Here is a 20,364-nt window from a genome sequence, read left to right on the forward strand (position 1 = left end):
CTTCAGATGCCACCCAAAACGCGCGGGGGGCTGCTCTAGGCGTCTTCCTGCGCGGCATTTTGCGCGACGGTCCTGTCGATCCGGTCGGTGATGTTCTGGATGTCGCGACTTGGAAGCCCATGCGTGTGCATCAGTTGTAGGATAACACGGTCCATCCGCTCGACCTTCGTTGCTGACTGGTACAAGGCCCGGGCGACAGAGGACGGTGCTGAAAGCTGGCGTGCCGCGGCGCAATATGTATCAAACGGAACCAGATCCTCGGGCGCGGCCCCCAATGTACGGCACAGCGCCTGCACACTTTCATAGATATGGCGCGAGGTGCCTTCGTCCCGCGTGACAGTGTCCGCGATCGAGCTTAGCCCCGCATCGTCCAGACAGCGATAATTGCCGGTGATCAGCATGGGCCATTTGGCCAGGGGTGTGAACGCAGATCCACCTGCGACCAACAGGACAGGCGGGCGCAGGTCCTGTTGCTTCAACATCGGCGCGCGGTTCGCGCTGCGGCAAATCTGGCGCAGCATTTCGTTCGGGCCGACGCCTTCAAACGGCGCAATCTTGAAGTTTGACGGCAGCGAGACCTTCAGGTGATGGCTTAGGGCTGGGTCGGTGCGGACCGCCTGCGGATCCGGGCTGCTATGGGTGAAAGAATTGGGCGCGAAGGCCTCCCACACATCCGGGGCGTGATAGGCCTGAGCCAGATCGCGCGTCCACACGCCCGCCAACCGTTTCAGGTAAGGCGGCGGCGCCATGTTCATGATCGAGATCACCGGCCGCTCACTGGCAGCGATCCGAAAGGCGAGGGCGCGAATGTCGGGCGCGGCAAATTGCGGTTCCTGCATCGCCAGAACGATCAGATCGTAGTGTGCCGGGTCAGCATTCTCTGGCGTGATGGCGACCACATCAAGATCGGCGGTCTCGCGCGACACAAGGATGGGCGCACCTGACTTGCGTGCCATTGCATGAATGACTGGCCCTTCAGCGTTGATCCGGGTCGCTTCCGCGTCTCGGCAGGCAACGGTGACATGGTGTCCGCCCAAGGCCGCACGCGTGGCAAAGAGAAGCCCATAGGAGGCGCCAAGCACCAAGATACGATAGGCGCTGTTCTGCATTATCCAGCTCTTTCTGACACGGGCCGCGCCCGATTTCTGGCCTCTTCCAACCGGTCCGCGACGCGCGCGCAGAAGAACGGCGCAAAGCGGGCGCTGAAATACTGGCCGTGACCGCCTGGCACAATATCCCAAGTCACCGCGGCGAACTGCTTTTGCCATTTCAGCTCTGGTCGGGCCTCGCTGAGGAACGGATTGAACTGTTGGCTTTCGCGGCCATAGAACAGACCGACATTCAAGTCGAGCTCGGCCACTGGCTGATAATCCAGCATCAAAAGCTGGGCGATCTCGGCCCCGCGTCGCAGCATCTCGGCCGCGATGTGTTCGGATATGCGCGCGGATTGGCAGTTGCCGCCAAGGTAATAGGGGCCATCCGGTTGCAGCCGCATGATCTCGTCCACATAGGTGCGGGCCAGTTCCGCGTTGAAGCCCTGTTTGTCGCTTTTCTCGACGACGGCCTGCATGGACCGCAAGGCGTAAAGCGGTTGATCCGGCCCCAGTTCCCGCGCCATCACGGCGGGCTCATGCGCGCCGTTAAAGCACCAAAAGAGCGGTGGGCGCGTACCGTCGGCATTGAAGCGCATGACAGGCAGGCGCGTACCGGCCTGTTCTCCGGGCCATGCGTTCGCCGTCATCAGCATCCGCCGGCGCACTTCCTCCCATGGGGTGTCGGCGCGCGCCAGATCGGGTTCGTTTGACACCGTTCCAGATGGCATCGTGGCAAGCGACCGTTGGGCCAGCTTGCCCATCTTTCTCAGCACGCGTTTGATGGGCTGTGGCTTCTGGCGCTCAGCGGGTGCCGCGTCGGGTGCAATCGCAGACGAGACGACCTGCGCAAGGTCCAGCAGACGGGCGGAGGCTCCGATCGTGTCCAAGGGAATGTGTTGGTCGAACTCGGCCTCAAGCAGCAGGATCATCTGCACGAAAGACAGCGAGTCCCCGCCGATTTCAAAGAAGTCGTCATGGCGCCAGATCTGGTCTTGACCCAGAACCCGGCGCCATACGCGGGCCAGCGACAGCTCGACCGGACCTTCCGGGGGATCCATCTGGCGGCGGGTGTCAGAGGCGACCTCGATGCAATCTGCTGCAAGCGCGGCCAACTTGCGGCGGTCGGTCTTGCCGTTGTTCAAAAGCGGGATGTCGTCGACGCGTTGAAACAGACTGGGCACGATCCCACGGGCCAGAATTCGTTCGGCAGAGCGTCTTAGCTCAGCCGCAGGAATGTCGCTTTCAGAAACATAGAAGGCCGCCAGCCGTGTGTCGGGCTGGTTGATCGCCACGACGGCGCATTTCGCCACGGCGGGATGATAGCTGACGCCGGCTTCGACCTCGGCCAGTTCGGTGCGCACACCGTTGATCTTGATCTGGTCATCGGTTCGGCCATGATGCACCAGCACGCCCTCGGCGGTGTATCGGCCAAGGTCGCCCGTTCGGTACATCAACCCACCCGCGCGGAACGGATCTGAGACGAAGGCTTTCGCCGTCAAGTCCGGGCGGTTCAGGTATCCTTTGGACAGTTTGATGCCGCCAATGCAGACCTCGCCCACGAACCCATCCGGCAGCACATTGCCCTCTTGGTCCAGAATGTAGATCGACACGCCATCGGCCACGTCACCAATTGGGACAGACAGGTCCGCATCTACGCTGGCATCAAACACATGCGCGGTCGACGCCATCGACGCCTCGGTCGGGCCGTACCAGTTTTGAAGCGAGACATTGGGGCCAAAGGCCTGAGCCGCCCGGTGCGCCAGCTCGGTTGTCAGAACCTCTCCAATGCTGACGATGCAGCGCAGGTTCTTAAGTGACCACGCCCTGTCGCTGAGCAGCCGCAGCTGCGAGGGGGTCACCGATATGCCGTCGACGCGGTCGTCGCGCAGCGCGTCAATCAGTGACATGCCGGTCAAGGCATCTGGCGCATCATAAGTGAAGATGGTCCCGCCCGTGGTCAGCGCCATGAAGGACCGGAAGGCGCTTTCAAACGATAGGGTTGTGGCGAGCGCCCAGTTCAGGGGCTTGCCGGACGAAATCCACTGTGCCGCCCAATGGTCATAGATCGCAAAGCTGCGATGCGAGATTTCGATGCCTTTGGGTTCGTTCGTCGAACCCGAGGTGAACATCACATACATAGTGCCGTCGGGATCGACATTGGGAAGATCCGCGGGTGCGGTCTGACCTTCGGCGATCAGCGCGTCGGGATGCACCAGCTCTGCCCCCGCATATCGCTGGTCGGTATCGGCAGGTTCGTTTGTGATCACCAGCCGTGCGCTTGTCTGCTGAAATAGCTTACGGGTTTTTTCTGTCGGTTGGCGTGTATCCAGCGCGAAATAGGTGGCAGAGGCGCGCAAAATGCCAAGGAGCGTCGCGAGCAAGGTCGCGGAGCGTGGCAAGTTCAGGGCGATCACGTCGCCGGGCTGAACGCCACGCGCAACAAGGGCCGAGGCGATGTGGCGCGACTGCTGCTCAAGCGCGGCATAGGTCAGGCTGGTGGGGCCGTCCTGCACGGCAATGGCATCCGGCCTGCGGGCCACTTGTTGCAAGACCCCATCCACCAGAGACAGATAAAGGGGGAGGGGGGCATTGGTCGCGGTTGCACCGCGCGCGTGCGCGTACGCAAGGTCCTCTGGGCCCCCCAATGCGATGTCCGCGATCCGGCGCTCGGGCGTTTTGATCAGCGCATCGAGTACGCGCATGTAGACCGACGTCAGCAGCTCAATTGGAACCGCTTTCAGGATGTCTTCGTTCACTTGGAACAGGATGCGGACATCGCCTTCGGTATCTGCGGCGCGGACGGTGATGTTCAGATCTTGCGAAAGGGCCTCGATCCGACGCTCGCGGATCAGCTCTGTTGACCGAACGCCGTCAAAATCCGGCAGTGTTTCCGGAATGAAGTTGATCGTGGCACCAACATGGTCCCCAACGATCTTGTCCCCCCTGCGGATTCTGCGAAAGGCGGTTTGGCGGGTGGTTTTGACCGAAGCCAGAAGGTCGTGGCAAGTCCAGTTTTCGTCCATGTCCAATGACAGCGGAAGGTTACGGATCAGAGGGCCCGCGATGGCATCGCTGCCGCGCTGAAAGCGCCCATGAGACATGGCACCCAAGGCAACATGATCCTCGCCAGAGACGCGGTGCATGAAGGCAAAGGTCGTGGCGACGATGGTTTCAAACAGTCCGGCAATATAGCGCGGGCCTTCATCCTCTGGCCCCAACCCCAGACTGGCACGCAGCGCGACAAGCCGGTCCTTTCCAAGATGAAACTCTTGGCGAAACATCTGCTTTGGGTGCGGCAAGCGTGTGGGGTCTTGCATTGCAGCGGGGTGCAGGCGTGGGGGGCGGGACCCGGTCATCTGGATCTGTTTGGGATCTGGCATGTGATCCGCCATAAAGCCCAAAAAGGACGGATAGTCTGGCGTCTCGTTCATCCCTTGCTGGCGCAGGGCATAGATCTCGGCAAGTCGCTCGACCAACAGCTTTGACGACGTGAAATCCGTGATGACGTGATGCTGGTTCAGCGACCAGACCCAATGCCCGTCACCCACTTTCGCCAAGGCGGTGGTGAAAGCACAAGAGGTCAGATCAAAGGGCTCGATCTCGCGCCCAGTCAGCCACGCGAGCGCGTCATCAAGCGGGGTCGCAGTGTCCGAGAAATCGCGAACGGGCATCTCCCATGCGCATGTTTCAGCTGCGTGTTGATAGGGAACGCCATCCAGTTCTGTGAAACGCAGTCGCAGCGCGTCATTCGACTGTACCAAATCCCCAAACGCGGCCTTAAAAAGCTGCGGATCAAGATCGGTTTTCCATTCGACCTTCATGGAACGGTGGTTGATCGGGCGCTCGGGAAAACTCCGCCAGGCGCGCCAGAACGCAAGTTGAGTATCCGTCAGCTGAACGTGCAAAATGCGGCCCCCTTCAAGCCCAATCCCCATCACATCATTTGATGCACCCGCTACTATTCACCGGACAGGCGAGTTTGGCCAGAGTGCTTCTTGTTATTTGATAAGAAACCGATTTCCGCGCTGCGACCTTGGGTTGTGCGCCCCATCTGCGGTCTAGCTAGAGCGCCATTCAAAGTAGCGTTCTTTCAGCGCTTCCCAGTAATACACTGTGTCTGCGGCCAAGGGTCCGAACACGGATCCGTTCCATGTCAGCCCATAGGGATCCAGCACCGCATGGCGTTGGCCGTCGTCGACAATCGCCTCGGCGATTAGGCGTCCGACAAGAGGTCCGACATTCACCCCGTGACCGCCAAGCCCAGTGGCAGCCCAGACGCCGTCGTGCAGCTCGCACAGATAGGGCATGCGGTGACGTGCATAACCCAGAAGGCCGCTCCACGTCGCGTCGATTTTGACATCCGCGAGCTGCGGGAAGACCGAGGTGAAGGCGCGGCGCATCTGCTGTTCCAGATTTGCAGGCTCCAGCGCCATTCCCGTCATGCCACCACCCCACAAAAGCCGCCCGTCCGGCGTGATGCGGAAATAGTCGCAGGCCATCCGCGTGTCGACAATGGCCGCACTGGTGGGGATCAGGTCTTGTGCCAGATCGCCAAGGGGCTCGGTAACGGTCACGAAGGTTCCGATGGGCAAAAGGGTGCGCTGCAAACGCTTGGAAAACCCATCAACCATCCCGCCTTGGCACAGGATGAGGGTTTCGCACTGCACCGATCCCGATTGGGTCGTCACCAGATGTCCCGCCCCCTGACGCGCCATCGATACTGCGCGGGTGTTTTCAAAGATACGCCCGCCAAGGCGCTGCGTTTCCCGGGCAAGGCCAAGGCAATAGTTCAGCGAATGGGCGTGAAAACCCTGCGGGTCATAGACGCCGTCAAAATAGCGATCCGTGCGCACCATCTGACGCAGTTTTTCGGTCGGGACATACTCTACCGGATAGTCATAGGCGTCTGTCTTGTGCCGGGCCGCATCCTGCATCCCCTGCGTGTTGCGATAGCGCGAGACTGACAGCGCGCCGGGGCGCATATCCACACCGGGTAGGGCGAGTGTCTGGGTATATTCCCGGAAGATCTCGACCCCTTCACGGGACAGGTCAAAGATTTGCCTCGCGGTGTCCAAGCCGCGTTTCTTTTCAATGGCCGATCCACTGGCAGCAAAACCGGGGGTGACGATGCCGCCGTTGCGGCCACTGGCACCCCACGCGATCTGATCTGCCTCCAGCAACACCACCGACTTCCCCGCCTTGGTCAGTTCATAGGCCGCGCTAATGCCCGCGATGCCGCCACCGACGATGCAGATGTCGGCCTCGATCCGGTCAGACAAGGGGGCGGCGTTCAGCGGCGGCTCCATCGTGCGCGTGTAGTAGGTGTCGCGGTAAGAGGGGGCGAAACCGTCCGTCCGGGTCTGTGTCATTGAGGCGTCCTGTTGATCCATGTGCCACGTCGGGCCAGCTTGCGTCGGAGGCGCAGGCCGCTCAAGCTTAAAAACGACACGGCAGGTGTTTCGAATTGCCAATCTGTCGCGGCCTTGTGAAGGCGTGGAGAGTGGCCTTTCTGCGCGGGCTCGGGTATCGCCTTGAGTATCAGTTATTAAGGTGACCTGTGATGCAATCTTTGCCGGTTCTGACAAAAGACCTTGTGATGATCGGGGGTGGCCATGCCCATGCGCTGGTGCTGCGCATGTGGGGGATGAAGCCCTTGGCGGGCGCGCGGCTGACGCTGATCAACCCGGCCCCGACTGCACCCTATTCGGGGATGCTGCCGGGCCATATCGCTGGGCATTATACGCGCGAGGCATTGGACATTGATCTGGTCCGGTTGGCACGGTTTGCGGGCGCACGGTTGGTGATCGGTCATGCCACCACGATTGATCCGGTGGCCAAGACCGTGACCGTCGAGGGCGGGCGCGAGATTGGGTATGACGTGGCCTCGATCGATATCGGGATCCATGCGCAGATGCCGGATATTCCCGGGTTTTCCGAGCACGCGTGCGGTGCCAAGCCCTTGGATGTCTACGCGGCGAAATGGCAGGGTTTCTTGCAGGCTGTCGCGGAGGGTGAGGCCGCGCCTCATGTGGCCGTCATCGGAGCGGGTGTCGCTGGTGTCGAGCTCGCCTTGGCGATGTCCCATGCGCTGCGGGATCGCGCCGACAGGCAAGTGCATCTGATCGAGGCAGGTGACGATATCACGGCACGTGCAAAGGCCGCACGTGGGCCGTTGCGGGCGGCGCTGCGCGACTTGGGGGTCGCGCTGCATGTGAAAGCCTCGGTCGCGCGGATCGACGCGGATCGCGTGGTCTTGGGGGACGGCACAACGCTGGAGAGCCGTTTCACCGTGGGCACAGCGGGCGCGTTCGCGCATGGCTGGCTGCAAGAAACCGGCTTGCCGTTGACGCCGGACGGTTTCATCCCTGTTGGGCCGGATTTCCAAGTGCAGGGGCACGACGGGTTGTTTGCCGTGGGCGATTGCGCCGAGATGCTGCACGACCCGCGCCCCAAAGCTGGGGTGTTTGCGGTGCGGGCGGCGCCGGTGCTGGCGCGCAACTTGCGGGCTGCGTTGACGGGCGGGGCCATGACACCCTACAAGCCGCAACAGGATTATCTGAAACTGATCTCGATGGGCGGAAAACGCGCCTTGGCCGAGAAATGGGGGCGCGCGGTCACGCTGCCCGGTCTTTGGCGCTGGAAGGATCACATCGATCAGAAGTTCATGCAGAAGTTTAGGGACTATCCAGCAATGGCGCAGGCCCCGGAACCGCGAGAACGTGCGCTGGGCGGGGAGGCGATTGACGCTGTGCCGCTCTGTGGAGGCTGCGGGTCGAAGGTTGCCCCGGGCAGTCTATCGCAGGCGCTTTCCAAATTGGACCAGCCTATGCCGGACGAGGTTTTAACGGGGCCGGGCGATGACGCCGCAGTGGTGCGCGTGGGCGGGGCGGTACAGGTCCTCACCACAGACCACTTGCGCGCCTTCACGGAAGACCCCGGCCTGTCGGCGCGGATCGCGGTGAACCATGCGATGGGGGACATCTGGGCGATGGGGGCGGTGCCGAAGACCGCGATGCTGTCAGTCATTCTGCCGAGGATGAGTGCCACGCTTCAGTCCCGCACGATGGACGAAGTTCTGGCGCAGGTAAGCGCGTTCCTTGCAGATGAACAGGTGGCCCTGATCGGTGGGCATTCCAGCATGGGGGCCGAGATGACCATCGGCGTGTCCATGACCGGCCTGCTGCCCGAGGGCACGCAGGCGCTGACCACCGCTGGGGCGCAGCCGGGGGATCGCCTGATCCTGACCCGCCCCATTGGATCCGGTACGCTGTTGGCCGGTGAAATGCAGGGGCGCGCGGATGGGCGTGACGTGGCGCAGCTGTTGCGCGGCATGGCGCGTTCGCAAGGGGCCGAGGCGCGCGTGTTGCGGGCCTATGCGACGGCAATGACCGATGTGACAGGCTTTGGGCTGGCGGGGCATTTGATGGCGATCTGTCATGCCTCGGGCGTCTCGGCTGCACTGGATTTAGAGGCCATTCCCACCCATCCGGGGGCTGAGGCCTTGGCTGACGGCGGCGTGCGCTCGACCATCCACGGCGCCAACCGCGATGCGGCACCGGTTTTCGGAGCCGAGGGCGCGAAGGGGCTGCTGTTGCATGACCCGCAGACGGCGGGGGGCTTCTTGGCCACGGTGCCCGAACGGGATGTGCAAGCCGTGCTGGAGGGGTTCGCAGCCGAGGGACGCACAGCCTATGTGATCGGCGAAGTGCAGGCGGACAGCCCGAGCATCTATTGCCGCTAAAGCGCGGCGTCGTCCATTTGCGTGATCAGCTCTGCGGCGGTCCGGGCCAAGGTCGCGTCTGACAGATCAGGCAAAGCGATCTGTGTCGGCGCAGGCGCATCCTTGCGGGTGATGCGCCGATAGCGCGGGTCGTAATGCGTCTCGATCAGCCCCGCCGCCAACGCCTGCATATCGCCCGTGTGCGCCATCCCGTGCCACAGATCCACCTGCGCGCGCCCGTGATAGGACACGAGTTGCTCTAGAATGTCCTCGAGGCGCGCGGGATCTTCGATCAAGTCGTCATAGTCGCGCGCCAAATGTTCCGCGCGGGCGGGCAGGGGGGCGGACAGCTCGTACCGCGGCGCGCGGATCATTTTTTGCCACAGGCTGGGGGGCACGATCAGACGCCCGATCTTGTTGCTTTCGGCCTCGACATAGACAGGGCGGGACGGATCGAAGCGGCTGAGCGTCATCGCCACTTGGCTTTCAAACCACTTCTGGCTGGGTTGCGCGGGGCCAACCAGCCCAAACAACGACCCGCGATGGCTGGCAAGCTGTTCGAGGTCCAAAACCTGCGCACCTGCCGTGTCCAACGCATCAAGCAGGCGGGTCTTGGCAGTGCCAGTGCCGCCGTCGATCAGGACCAGCTTGTGCGGAAGCGGGTCGTCATAAAGCAGTGCTTTCACCATCCGGCGATAGGATTTGTACCCGCCTTCCAGTTGCTCCGCGCGCCAGCCGATTTGCGACAGGATCGACACGACCGAGCCCGAGCGCTGCCCACCGCGCCAGCAATAGACCACGGGCTTCCAGCCGCCGGGATGTTCCGCCAGTTCGGTTTCCAAATGTGCTGCCACGTTGCGGGCCACCAAGGCCGCGCCGATTTTGCGGGCTTTGAAGGGGCTGTCTTGCACATAGATCGTGCCGACCCGGGCGCGTTCGGCGTCGCTGAGTGCGGGCAGGTTGATGGCGCCGGGGATGTGATCCTCGGCGAACTCGGATGGCGCGCGCACGTCGATGATGTCATCCACGTCCAGCGCGGACAGGTCTACCAAAGTCTTGAGCTTCAGGGGCATCTGGATCCTCGTGTCTCGGTGCTGCGGTGGTAAACCAGACCGCCGCGTGGCGCCAGAGCGTTAAAAATCATTCCCTGTCCTGACGTCAAATCTGATAAAAATAGTAAGAATAATATTTACCCGACAAAAATACTCTGCTAATCGGGCTGCGATAGAAATAAACGAGGTTCCCATGATCCGCAAAACCCTTCTGGCCACCAGCGTTGCCAGCCTTGCAGCTTCGGCCGCATTCGCCACGACGCCGGAAGAGGTCGTCACCAACTATGCCAATATCGCGCTGGCCGGATATGAAGACAGCCTGACCACGGCAAAGGCATTGAAAGCCGCAGTGGACGCGCTGGTTTCCGCGCCCTCTGACGCGACGCTGAACGCCGCGAAAGACGCGTGGCTTGCTGCCCGTGTTCCCTATCAACAGACCGAGGCCTTCCGGTTCGGCAATCCGACCGTGGATGACTGGGAAGGCAAGGTGAACGCCTGGCCTTTGGATGAAGGGCTGATCGACTATATCGCTGCCGATTTCGGCGCGAATGATGAAAACCCGTTCTCGACCGCGAATGTCGTCGCCAATGCGAAGCTGAGTGTTGGTGGGGCGATAATCGATGCCGCGACCATCACGCCCGAGCTGCTGGAAAGCCTGCACGAGGTGGAAGGCATCGAGGCAAATGTGGCGACCGGATACCACGCCATTGAGTTCCTGCTCTGGGGGCAAGATTTGTCGGGCACCGATCACGGTGCAGGGATGCGACCGGCGACGGACTATGACACGGAAAACTGCACCGGCGGCAATTGTGACCGACGTGCGCAGTATCTGGTGGCGGCAACGGATCTGCTGATCTCGGATCTGGAAGACGCCGTGGCCAACTGGTCGGAAGGCGGGCAGGGCCGCACCGACGTGACCACTGACGCCTCGCAGGGCATCACCATGGCGCTGACTGGCATCGGCTCTCTGTCCTACGGTGAACAAGCGGGCGAGCGGATGAAGCTGGGTCTGCTGCTGAATGACCCGGAAGAAGAGCATGACTGCTTCTCGGACAACACCCATAATTCGCACTATTTCGACGGTTTGGGCATCCGCAACGTCTATACCGGCCGCTATGTCCGCATTGATGGGTCGGTTGTGGACGGCGCGTCTTTGTACGATCTGGTGAAGGCCGCCGACGGCGCGCTGGCCGACGGCCTGTTGGGGGACATGAACGCGACCATGATCGCGCTGGGCGACATCCGCACGGCGGCCGAGGCTGGCACCTCCTATGATCAGATGCTGGGCGCTGGGCACCCGGGAGGTGCGCTGATTCAGAACGCAATCGACCATCTTGTGGCCCAGACCCGCAACATTGAGCGCGCGGTTGCCGTGGTTGGCGCGGGTGATGTCGCGGTCGAGGGATCGGACAGCTTGGACAACCCGACCGCTGTGTTCCAGTAAGGACCATTTGGATGAAAAATGAGAAGGGCAGGCGCAGCGCGTTTGCCCTTTTCTTTTTGCCGACTTGGGGCAGCTAATGCGCCAAGCGATCCGGCGTCAACGTAGCATTCGAAAAGACCCAAGGCAGCCGTCTCCAGACGGTCTTCTGATCGCCGGAGATCCATTTATGCGGCGCCCTTTTTCGTCTGCACGATTGACATTTCCCGACCCATGCCTGACCTCTGTCTGACGGATCAGGGAGGCGCTCATGTCGGACAGCAAGTGGGAGTTCTGGGTGGATCGTGGCGGCACGTTCACCGACATCGTGGCGCGCGACCCGGAAGGCGGTCTGCAGAGCCATAAGCTCCTTAGCGAGAATCCCGAACGCTACCCGGACGCCGCGGTGCAGGGTATCCGCGAACTGTTGGGGCTTGAAGCCGGTCAGCCCATCCCGGACGGGGCGATTGCTTCGGTCAAGATGGGGACGACGGTGGCGACCAACGCGCTGCTTGAACGCAAGGGCGACGATACGTTGCTGCTGATCTCGAAGGGTTTCGGAGATCTGTTGCGCATCGGTTATCAGACCCGCCCGCGCCTGTTCGATCTGCATATCAAACGTCCTGACCTTCTTTATGCGGCGGTCGAGGAAGTGGACGAGCGGCTGGACGCCGACGGCAATACCCTGCGCGCCATCGACGAAGAGGCCGTGCGCGCGGTGCTGCAGCACCATTTCGACGAAGGCATCCGCGGTGTCGCCATCGCCTTCCTGCATGGCTATTTGAACCCGGCGCATGAGGCGCAGGTGGCTCAGATCGCGCGCGACATTGGCTATACGCAAGTGTCCGAAAGCCACGCGGTCTCGCGCTTGTCGAAACTGGTGAGCCGCGGGGATACGACCGTGGTCGACGCCTATCTGTCGCCCATCCTACGGCGCTATGTCGAACAGGTCGCGGGGGCGCTGGACATTGGCGCGGCCTGTGATCGGCTGCTTTTTATGCAGTCCAATGGTGGCCTGACCGATGCGGCGATGTTTCAGGGTAAGGACGCAATCCTTTCTGGCCCCGCTGGCGGCATTGTGGGCATGGTGAAAACGGGCGAGGTCGCCGGGTTTGACCACCTGATCGGCTTTGATATGGGCGGAACCTCGACCGATGTCAGCCACTATGCAGGCAGCTATGAACGCAGTTTCGAGACCGAGGTCGCGGGCGTGCGGATGCGTGCGCCGATGATGGATATCCATACGGTTGCGGCGGGCGGCGGCTCGATCTGCCAGTTCCGCGATGGGCGTTTTCAGGTCGGGCCGGAAAGCGCGGGGGCGAACCCCGGTCCGGCGGCGTACCGCCGTGGTGGGCCGCTGACGGTCACCGATTGCAACGTCATGCTGGGCCGTCTGCAGCCCGCCCATTTCCCGCATGTGTTCGGCCCGAATGGCGACCAGCCGTTGGATGCGGATGTGGTGCGGCAGAAGTTCGAAACCCTCGCGCAAGAGATCGCGACGGAAACTGGACAACCCGCGCAGTCGCCCGAGGACGTGGCGCGTGGTTTCCTGCGTATTGCCGTCGACAACATGGCCAACGCGATCAAGAAGATTTCGGTCGAGCGCGGGCATGATGTGACCCGCTATGTGCTGCAATGCTTCGGTGGGGCCGGGGGGCAGCACGCCTGTCTGGTCGCCGATGCTTTGGGCATGAAAACCGTGTTCCTGCACCCATTCGCGGGCGTCTTGTCGGCGTACGGCATGGGGTTGGCCGAGATCCGCGCCCTGCGGCAAGAGCAGTTCGACACCGCGCTGGATGCCGAGGGCGAAGCTGCCGCGCGCTTGCAGGCTTTGGCGACCGATGCCGAAGCCGAAGTCGCCAAGCAGGGCGTCACCGACATCCAGATCGAGCGTATCGCCCATCTGCGCTATGACGGCTCGCATCAGGCGCTTGAGGTGCCCTTTGGAGATGCCGCGCAGATGCGTGCCGACTTTGAAGCGGCCCACGAAGCGCGCTTTGGCTTCCACTCGCCCGAACGCGCGATCCTGTTCGAGGTGCTGGCGGTCGAGGCGATCGGCACATCAGGCGAAGCACCGCGTGGGCACGTTACCAGCGGGAAGGATCAGCCTGACGACACTGTGCAGCTCTGCACCGAAGAGGGCTGGCAGGATGTGCCGCTCTATGATCGCACAAACCTGTCTGCGGACGTCCGCATTCCCGGCCCGGCGATCATCCGCGAGCCCACGGGCACCAACATGATCGAACCGGGCTGGCAGGCGCGGCAAGACAGCCACGGCAACCTGATCCTCGAACGGGTCGAGGCCTTGGCCCGTGCCCATGCAGCAGGGACCGATGTGGACCCGGTGCTGCTCGAGGTGTTCAACAACCTCTTCATGTCGGTGGCGGATCAGATGGGCGCGACGCTGGCCAATACCTCGTGGTCGGTGAACATCAAGGAACGGCTCGATTTTTCCTGCGCGATTTTTGATGCACAGGGCGATCTGGTCGCGAACGCGCCACATGTGCCGGTGCATCTTGGGTCGATGTCCGACAGCATCCGTACCGTGATGCGCGACAATGCCGGACAGGTGAAGCCCGGTGACGCGTTCGTGCTGAACAGCCCCTTTAATGGCGGCACCCACTTGCCAGATGTGACCGTAGTGACTCCGGTCTTTGTCGGTGACAGCATCGCCTTCTGGCTGGGTTCGCGCGGGCACCATGCGGATATCGGCGGGCGCACACCGGGCTCGGGTCCGCCCGACAGCACGCATATCGAACATGAAGGCGTGTTGATCGAGAACACGCGGCTGGTGGCCGAAGGGCAGCTTTTGGAAGGTGACATGCGCGCGCTTCTGGCCTCGGGCAAATATCCGTGCCGCAATATCGATCAGAACATGGCGGATCTGAAGGCGCAGGTGGCGGCCAATGAAACCGGGCGACAGGCGTTGCTGGGCGTGGTCGATCACTACGGCCTGGACGTCGTGCAGGCCTATATGGGCCACGTGCAGGCCAATGCCGAGGAAAGCGTGCGTCGCGTCATCGACCGGCTGCGCGATGGGGCGTTTTCCTATCCGATGGATGGTGGGTCCGAAATCCGCGTGACCGTCAGCGTCGACAAGGCGACGCGCTCGGCCACGGTGGATTTCACCGGCACGTCGGATCAGCAGGCGGGCAACTATAACGCGCCGCTGTCGATCAGCCGCGCGGTGGTGCTGTATGTGTTCCGCACGCTGGTGGGCGCGGACATCCCGCTGAACGAGGGGTGTCTGGCGCCGCTGAACATCATTGTCCCCGAAGGCACAATGCTGAACCCGCGCTATCCGGCGGCGGTGATTTCCGGCAATACCGAGGTTTCGCAGGCCGCCTGTAACGCGCTTTACGGGGCGCTTGGTGTGATTGCCGGATCGCAAGGCACGATGAACAACTTTATCTGGGGCAATGACGACTTCCAGAACTACGAAACCATCGCGGGCGGCACTGGCGCGGGGCCGGGCTTTGACGGCTGTGATGGGGTGCAAAGCCACATGACCAACACCCGCATGACCGATCCGGAAATCCTTGAGAAGCGCTTCCCGGTGCGGCTTGAGGCGTTCACGCTGCGTGCGGGTTCTGGCGGGGCAGGGCAGTGGCGCGGAGGCGACGGGGTTGTGCGCCGGCTGCGCTTCCTTGAACCTGTAACGGTCACGACGCTTAGCTCGCACCGTGTGGTGCCGCCGTTTGGCGGCGACGGCGGTGCGCCCGGGCAGGTGGGCGTGAACACAGCCGAAAAGGCCGACGGTAGCCGGATTCCGATGCCGGGCAATGGCGAGGTTGCGTTGGATCCCGGAGACCTGTTCGAGATGTGCACACCCGGTGGCGGCGGCTGGGGTAAACCTGCCTAACCCCTTGATGCAAAAGAAAACGGGCGCCACATTGGCGCCCGTTCTGGTTTACTTGCCTTCCAGACAGGTGGCGATTGTCTCCGCCGTGCTCCACATCAGGTTTTCATAGAGCATCGGGCCGATCTCGATCATGGATGCCGAGGGATCCAGAACCCCTGTGCCCGCTCCGGCAGTTTTCGCCAGATCCAATACCTGCGATTCACCCTGCGCAGGCTCCGAGAAGATACAGGACACTTCGCCACCTTTGACCCGCTCAGAGATCTCGGCCAATTGAGCGGCCGAGGGCGGGGCGGAGTCTCCTTCGCGGATCGAGCCCAGATTGTTCAGGTCATAGTGATCGGTGAAATAGCCAAACGCGTCGTGGAACAGGACGAAGCCTTTTTCGTGCACAGGCTCAAGGCGTGCCTTGATGCGGGCGTCCAACGCGGCGATCTTTTCCTGCGCTGCATGGGCGTTCTCGTGATAGCGCTCGGCGTTTGCCGGATCTAGTTCGGACAGTTCTTCGGCGATCGCCTCCAGCCAGACTTGAGCGTTCAAAGGCGACAGCCATGCGTGTTCATCTACGCCTTCGACATGCGCGACATGGTCATGATCTTCCTCATGGTCGTGATCGTCGTGGGCATCATGCTTCTCGTCATCATGGTCCGCATGATCGTCATGTTCTTCGTGGTCGTGGTCATGATCGTCGTGGTCATCGTGTGCATCGCCTTCATGATCATGATCCGCGTGATCATCCTTGTCATGGTCATCGTGACCATGGTCATCATGTTCGTGATCATCATGATCCTCATGCATCTCGTCTTCATGAGACTCGTGGTCGCCGTGATCGTGGTCATGCCCGCCTTCGCGCAATACGGTGCCCGCTTCGGACAGCAGTGCCATGCTGTGACCCAGTGATGCGCCTTCGACGGCACGCTCAAGCCACGGGGTCAAGGCCGGGCCGACCCAGATCAGCAGATCGGCGTCCGACAGCGATCGCATTTGCGATGGGCGCATCTGGAAGCCATGCGGGTCTCCCCCTTGGGGCAACAGCAGTTCCGGTTCGCCCACACCGTCCATCACCTGCGCGGCAAGCGAATGGATCGGGGCGAAATCGGTCACGACTTTGGGCGTTTCGGCCATCAGCAAAGTCGGGCTGAGGCACAACGCCATCGTGGTGCGGGTCAAAGTCATCTGGGCTTGCTCCGGTTAATGTGATGTTATAGCATTGGCGAAAGTGATAATATTACACAAAGTTGGTGTCAACCTATGCCGGATCCTGCCAGTGCATTCCACAGTCATGACCATACCAGCTGCGCCAGCGAGGCGCTGACCCGCGCCGAAGATATCTGCCGCGAGGCCGGAGCGCGTCTGACGCCAGTACGGCGTCGCACGCTGGAAATCCTTCTGGAAGAGCATCGTGCGATGGGGGCGTATGATGTGCTGGAGCGTCTGGCTGAAGATGGATTTGGCAGTCAGCCACCCGTGGCCTATCGTGCGTTGGAATTTCTTGTGGATCAAGGACTTGCGCACCGCATCCGGCGGTTGAACGCCTTCGCAGCCTGCACGACATTCGAATGTGATCACGCGCCTGCTTTTTTCATCTGCAAGGCCTGTAAGGCCGTGGCCGAAATCCCGGCAACTTCGTTGCGCACTATGATCAACGAGGCGGGCGCGAAGATGGGATTTGCCGTCGAGCGCGCCAATGTCGAGGCGTTGGGCCTGTGCCCGTCCTGTCAGAACGAGGCCGCTGCATGACCTTGATCGAGGCCAATGGCCTGACCGTGCGCCACGGCACGCAAACAGTGTTGGACCGGGTGAACATGTCCGTCGCACCGGGCGAGATCGTGACCATCGTCGGCCCGAATGGGTCTGGCAAGACGTCGCTTCTGCGTGCACTTCTGGGGCTCACGCCCTCTAAGGGGAAGGTGACGCGCAAGGCCGGTCTGGTCGTCGGGTATGTCCCACAGAAGCTTGCACTCGACCCAACGCTTCCATTGCCCGTGCGCACGTTTCTTAACCTGCCCAAGGCCCATACGGCTGACCAAATCGCGGCCATGTTGGACCGCGTTGGCGTGCCGGGGATTGAAGCGCGGCAGGTGCAAGATTTGTCCGGTGGTCAGTTGCAACGCGTGCTTCTGGCGCGGGCCCTGTTGGAACACCCCGACATCCTGATCCTGGATGAGCCGACGCAGGGGCTAGATCAGATGGGCGAGGCGGGGTTCTACCGTTTGATTGAGGATGTCCGCCGCGAAACCGGCGTCGCCGTCCTGATGGTCTCGCATGATCTACACGTGGTGATGAGCGCCTCGGACCGGGTGATTTGCCTGAACGGGCATATCTGTTGCGAGGGCAAGCCCCATGTGGTGCAGAACGCCCCAGAATACCGCGCTCTGTTTGGCCATGGCACGCAAGGTGCATTGGCCCTGTATCAACACGCGCATGACCACGATCACGATAATGGCTGCGGGCATGAGCACAGCCACGACCACCATCACAACGCGCCGAAGGACGAGGTTGAACATGCTGGATGATTTCCTTGTCCGTGCGGCGCTGGCGGGCTTTGGCTTGTCCATCGCAACCGGCCCGCTGGGCGCCTTCGTTGTTTGGCGGCGTCTGGCCTATTTCGGGGATGCCACGGCCCACGCCGCCATTTTGGGTGTGGCGCTGGCCTTGATTTTTTCGCTGCCGATTAGCCTTGGCACGTTGCTTGTCGCCTTGGCGATGGCAGGTGCGATCAGCTGGATGATGGCGCAGGGGCAGTCGCCAGACAGCGGGCTGGGCGTGTTGTCCTTTGGCGCATTGGCGACGGGTTTGGTCGCGATCTCGTTCGTGCCTGACGTCCGGGTTGATCTGTCCGCCTATCTGTTCGGCGACATCCTGACCGTTACACGGTCCGATCTTCTGTTGATTTGGGGCGGGGCCGGTCTGGTTGCCGCCGTCATCGCGTGGCGATGGTCGAAACTGCTGTTGTCTACGCTTAGCCCTGATTTGGCAGCGGCGTCAGGCGTTCATCCGAACCGCGAAAGCCTTGTTATCACCGTGGCCATCGCGCTGGTGGTGGCGGTGTCGCTAAAGGTTGTTGGGGCGCTTTTGGTCTCGGCCATGCTGATCATCCCGGCAACGGCCGCACGGCGTGTCTCGTCTTCTCCGGTGCAGATGGTGGTTGCGTCGGTTCTGGTCAGCTGGGCGGCTAGCGGGGCAGGGCTTTGGGCGTCGCTTCGGTTGGATACCCCGGCGGGGCCGTCGATCATCGTGGCTGCGGCGTTGATCTTTGTACTGACAACCGGCTATAGGACGTTCCGCAACCAATCCGTTTGATAGGAACGCCTCATGACGGCCACAATGGATCGCGCCTTCGAGGTCGCCGCAGCGCGCAAACCGCGCGTCGTCTTTCCCGAGATGGAAGATCCGCGCATATCCGAGGCTGCCGCACGTTTGCAGGCTGACGGTTTGGCCCAGCCGGTTGCGCTTGCCGATGCCTCGGAACGTCACCTCGACGCGCTGACCTCGAACCGGGCCATGCGCAGTTCGATCGCCAAAAGACTGTTGCAACGGCCCCTGATGCGCGCGGCTGCCATGGTCGCGGCGGGCGAGGCTGACTTGTTGGTCGCAGGGGCCATCGCGCCCACGCGCCGTGTGCTGGAAGCCGCATCGATGGTGATCGGGCTGGAAGACGGCATCCAAACGCCGTCCAGCTACTTCCTGATGGTTTTGCCAGATGGGCAAGAGTTCGTCTTTGCCGACTGTGCGGTGAACGTCGCGCCGACAGCGCAAGAGCTGGCGGACATCGCCACGGCAAGTGCCCAGACCGCCAAATCGCTTCTGGGGCGGGCGGATGTCGCGCTTTTGTCCTTCTCGACCGGGTATTCCGGCGCAGGGGACAGCGTCGAGAAAGTCCGCGAAGCCGCCTTTATTGCGGGATTCCCCGGTCCGGTTCAGGCGGATGCGGCGCTGGACATCATGACCGCCCAGAAGAAACAAGCCAACTTGACCAACCGGGCCAATGTGTTGATCTTCCCGGATCTGGATGCGGGCAATATTGCCTATAAGCTGTTGGTGCAGTTGGCTGGCGCAAAAGCCTATGGCCCCATCCTGCAAGGCTTTCGGAAACCGATTTGTGATCTCAGCCGGGGCGCAACCGTGGACGAGATCATTGCCGCGACCGTTTTATCGATCGCAGGAACAAGCGGGCGTTAATCGCTGGCGCTGGCCTGAGCTGCGGTGACGGCAATCATGTGCAGGATGTCTTCAGAGGAACAGCCGCGAGACAGGTCATTGGCGGGTTTGGCCAGACCCTGAAGGATGGGTCCGATGGCCTCGGCACCACCCATGCGTTGGGCGATCTTGTAGGCAATGTTGCCGCTTTCCAGATTGGGAAAGATAAAGATATTTGCGTTGCCCTGAAGGGGGCTGTCCTCGGCTTTGCGCGCGGCCACGTCGGGGACGAAAGCGGCATCAAATTGAAGCTCCCCATCGATCAGAAGATCAGGCGCACGGGAGCGGGCAGTTTCGGTGGCCGTTACAACTTTTGAGACCGCGTTGTGCTCGGCGCTGCCCCGGGTCGAGAAGGATAGCATCGCGACGCGCGGCGTTTCACCGATCAGACGTTCAAAGGAATTGGCCGAGCTGAGCGCGATCTGCGCCATTTCGTCGGCAGAAGGGTCTACCACCAGCCCGCTATCGGCGAAGATCATCGCACCTTTGCGATCGTGATGCTCTTTGCAGAACAGCATCAGGAAGAACGAGGACACCAGATTGGTGTCCGGCTTGGTGCCAATGATCTGAATGGCTGCGCGCACGATGTCAGCTGTGGTCGCAACGGCGCCACCGACAGTGCCGTCCGCGTGGCCCGATTTTACCAAAAGAGCGGCGAAGATGTGGGGCAGGTCGACGGCGACCTGTGCATCATCAAGCGAGACACCCTTATGCTTGCGCAAATCGTGATATAGCGCGGCAAGTTCATCGCGCAGCGGCGAGGTTGCCGGGTCGTGAATGTCGATCCCGTCAAGGATTTCAAGCCCTTGCGTGTCGAACTCTGCTTGAATTGCGGCGGTGTCGCCGACAAGGCCGATACGCGCAATGCCCTGCGATACGGCTTGATACCCCGCAGTCACGGCACGCGGATCGCTGCCCTCGGACAGGATAATCCTCAGGTTGGTGCGTGCTGCGTTTTTCAGAAGGGTTTCAAGCGGTTTCATCAGAGCCTCATGGTCATGGAACAGGGGCCGAATGGG

General features: G+C 61.8%; 13 protein-coding genes. 7 read left to right on the forward strand and 6 right to left on the reverse strand.

Annotated features, from left to right (window positions below; translation table 11 throughout):
- Positions 1 to 35: 35 nt before the first annotated feature.
- From EOL43_RS04920 to EOL43_RS04930, 3 genes are all read right to left on the reverse strand, one after another.
- A complete protein-coding gene (locus EOL43_RS04920) occupies positions 36 to 1,109 on the reverse strand; it encodes a Rossmann-fold NAD(P)-binding domain-containing protein (RefSeq protein WP_133486147.1) in 1,074 nt (357 codons plus the stop codon).
- The gene (locus tag EOL43_RS04925) at positions 1,109 to 4,999 is read right to left on the reverse strand and encodes a non-ribosomal peptide synthetase (RefSeq protein ID WP_205669526.1); all 3,891 of its coding nucleotides are present in this window, start codon (positions 4,997 to 4,999) and stop codon (positions 1,109 to 1,111) included. The genes EOL43_RS04920 and EOL43_RS04925 overlap by 1 nt, the downstream gene beginning before the upstream one ends.
- Before the next feature lie 153 nt (positions 5,000 to 5,152).
- Positions 5,153 to 6,463 (reverse strand): NAD(P)/FAD-dependent oxidoreductase, encoded by a 1,311-nt coding sequence (locus tag EOL43_RS04930; protein WP_166636201.1) that lies wholly within the window; start codon positions 6,461 to 6,463, stop codon positions 5,153 to 5,155.
- A 191-nt stretch (positions 6,464 to 6,654) separates the two neighbouring features.
- Between EOL43_RS04930 and selD the strand changes: the two genes are divergently transcribed.
- The gene (selD, locus tag EOL43_RS04935) at positions 6,655 to 8,835 is read left to right on the forward strand and encodes a selenide, water dikinase SelD (protein ID WP_133486153.1); all 2,181 of its coding nucleotides are present in this window, start codon (positions 6,655 to 6,657) and stop codon (positions 8,833 to 8,835) included.
- Here selD and mnmH read toward each other — a convergent pair.
- Positions 8,832 to 9,887 carry a tRNA 2-selenouridine(34) synthase MnmH gene (gene mnmH, locus EOL43_RS04940; RefSeq protein WP_133486155.1) on the reverse strand — a complete coding sequence of 352 codons (1,056 nt, stop codon included), beginning with the start codon at positions 9,885 to 9,887 and terminating at the stop codon, positions 8,832 to 8,834. The genes selD and mnmH overlap by 4 nt on opposite strands.
- A 172-nt stretch (positions 9,888 to 10,059) precedes the next feature.
- Between mnmH and EOL43_RS04945 the strand changes: the two genes are divergently transcribed.
- Positions 10,060 to 11,310 (forward strand): imelysin family protein, encoded by a 1,251-nt coding sequence (locus EOL43_RS04945; RefSeq protein ID WP_133486157.1) that lies wholly within the window; start codon positions 10,060 to 10,062, stop codon positions 11,308 to 11,310.
- A 247-nt stretch (positions 11,311 to 11,557) separates the two neighbouring features.
- Positions 11,558 to 15,148, forward strand: a complete 3,591-nt coding sequence (locus tag EOL43_RS04950; RefSeq protein WP_133486159.1) for a hydantoinase B/oxoprolinase family protein — start codon at positions 11,558 to 11,560, stop codon at positions 15,146 to 15,148.
- A gap of 48 nt (positions 15,149 to 15,196) precedes the next feature.
- On the opposite strand, the gene EOL43_RS04955 is transcribed toward EOL43_RS04950, so the two are convergent.
- Positions 15,197 to 16,321 carry a zinc ABC transporter substrate-binding protein gene (locus EOL43_RS04955; RefSeq protein ID WP_133486161.1) on the reverse strand — a complete coding sequence of 375 codons (1,125 nt, stop codon included), beginning with the start codon at positions 16,319 to 16,321 and terminating at the stop codon, positions 15,197 to 15,199.
- A 75-nt stretch (positions 16,322 to 16,396) separates the two neighbouring features.
- Between EOL43_RS04955 and EOL43_RS04960 the strand changes: the two genes are divergently transcribed.
- From EOL43_RS04960 to EOL43_RS04975, 4 genes are read left to right on the forward strand one after another with little or no spacing between them, the layout of a single operon-like run.
- The gene (locus tag EOL43_RS04960) at positions 16,397 to 16,885 is read left to right on the forward strand and encodes a Fur family transcriptional regulator (RefSeq protein WP_133486163.1); all 489 of its coding nucleotides are present in this window, start codon (positions 16,397 to 16,399) and stop codon (positions 16,883 to 16,885) included.
- Positions 16,882 to 17,661, forward strand: a complete 780-nt coding sequence (locus tag EOL43_RS04965) for a metal ABC transporter ATP-binding protein (protein ID WP_133486165.1) — start codon at positions 16,882 to 16,884, stop codon at positions 17,659 to 17,661. The genes EOL43_RS04960 and EOL43_RS04965 overlap by 4 nt, the downstream gene beginning before the upstream one ends.
- The gene (locus EOL43_RS04970) at positions 17,651 to 18,448 is read left to right on the forward strand and encodes a metal ABC transporter permease (protein ID WP_133486167.1); all 798 of its coding nucleotides are present in this window, start codon (positions 17,651 to 17,653) and stop codon (positions 18,446 to 18,448) included. The genes EOL43_RS04965 and EOL43_RS04970 overlap by 11 nt, the downstream gene beginning before the upstream one ends.
- A 12-nt stretch (positions 18,449 to 18,460) precedes the next feature.
- Positions 18,461 to 19,327, forward strand: a complete 867-nt coding sequence (locus EOL43_RS04975) for a phosphate acyltransferase (protein ID WP_205669527.1) — start codon at positions 18,461 to 18,463, stop codon at positions 19,325 to 19,327.
- Here EOL43_RS04975 and pta read toward each other — a convergent pair.
- Positions 19,324 to 20,328, reverse strand: a complete 1,005-nt coding sequence (gene pta, locus EOL43_RS04980) for a phosphate acetyltransferase (RefSeq protein WP_133486169.1) — start codon at positions 20,326 to 20,328, stop codon at positions 19,324 to 19,326. The genes EOL43_RS04975 and pta overlap by 4 nt on opposite strands.
- Positions 20,329 to 20,364 lie beyond the last annotated feature (36 nt).

This window comes from Aliiroseovarius marinus (assembly GCF_004360145.1).
Lineage (GTDB): Bacteria > Pseudomonadota > Alphaproteobacteria > Rhodobacterales > Rhodobacteraceae > Aliiroseovarius > Aliiroseovarius marinus.

Coding starts and splice junctions, on each gene's coding strand:
- EOL43_RS04920 (WP_133486147.1), bottom strand. CDS start 1,109: ATGCAGAACAGCGCCTATCGTATCTTGGTGCTTGGCGCCTCCTATGGG.
- EOL43_RS04930 (WP_166636201.1), bottom strand. CDS start 6,463: ATGACACAGACCCGGACGGACGGTTTCGCCCCCTCTTACCGCGACACC.
- selD (WP_133486153.1), top strand. CDS start 6,655: ATGCAATCTTTGCCGGTTCTGACAAAAGACCTTGTGATGATCGGGGGT.
- mnmH (WP_133486155.1), bottom strand. CDS start 9,887: ATGCCCCTGAAGCTCAAGACTTTGGTAGACCTGTCCGCGCTGGACGTG.
- EOL43_RS04945 (WP_133486157.1), top strand. CDS start 10,060: ATGATCCGCAAAACCCTTCTGGCCACCAGCGTTGCCAGCCTTGCAGCT.
- EOL43_RS04950 (WP_133486159.1), top strand. CDS start 11,558: ATGTCGGACAGCAAGTGGGAGTTCTGGGTGGATCGTGGCGGCACGTTC.
- EOL43_RS04955 (WP_133486161.1), bottom strand. CDS start 16,321: ATGACTTTGACCCGCACCACGATGGCGTTGTGCCTCAGCCCGACTTTG.
- EOL43_RS04960 (WP_133486163.1), top strand. CDS start 16,397: ATGCCGGATCCTGCCAGTGCATTCCACAGTCATGACCATACCAGCTGC.
- EOL43_RS04965 (WP_133486165.1), top strand. CDS start 16,882: ATGACCTTGATCGAGGCCAATGGCCTGACCGTGCGCCACGGCACGCAA.
- EOL43_RS04970 (WP_133486167.1), top strand. CDS start 17,651: ATGCTGGATGATTTCCTTGTCCGTGCGGCGCTGGCGGGCTTTGGCTTG.
- EOL43_RS04975 (WP_205669527.1), top strand. CDS start 18,461: ATGACGGCCACAATGGATCGCGCCTTCGAGGTCGCCGCAGCGCGCAAA.
- pta (WP_133486169.1), bottom strand. CDS start 20,328: ATGAAACCGCTTGAAACCCTTCTGAAAAACGCAGCACGCACCAACCTG.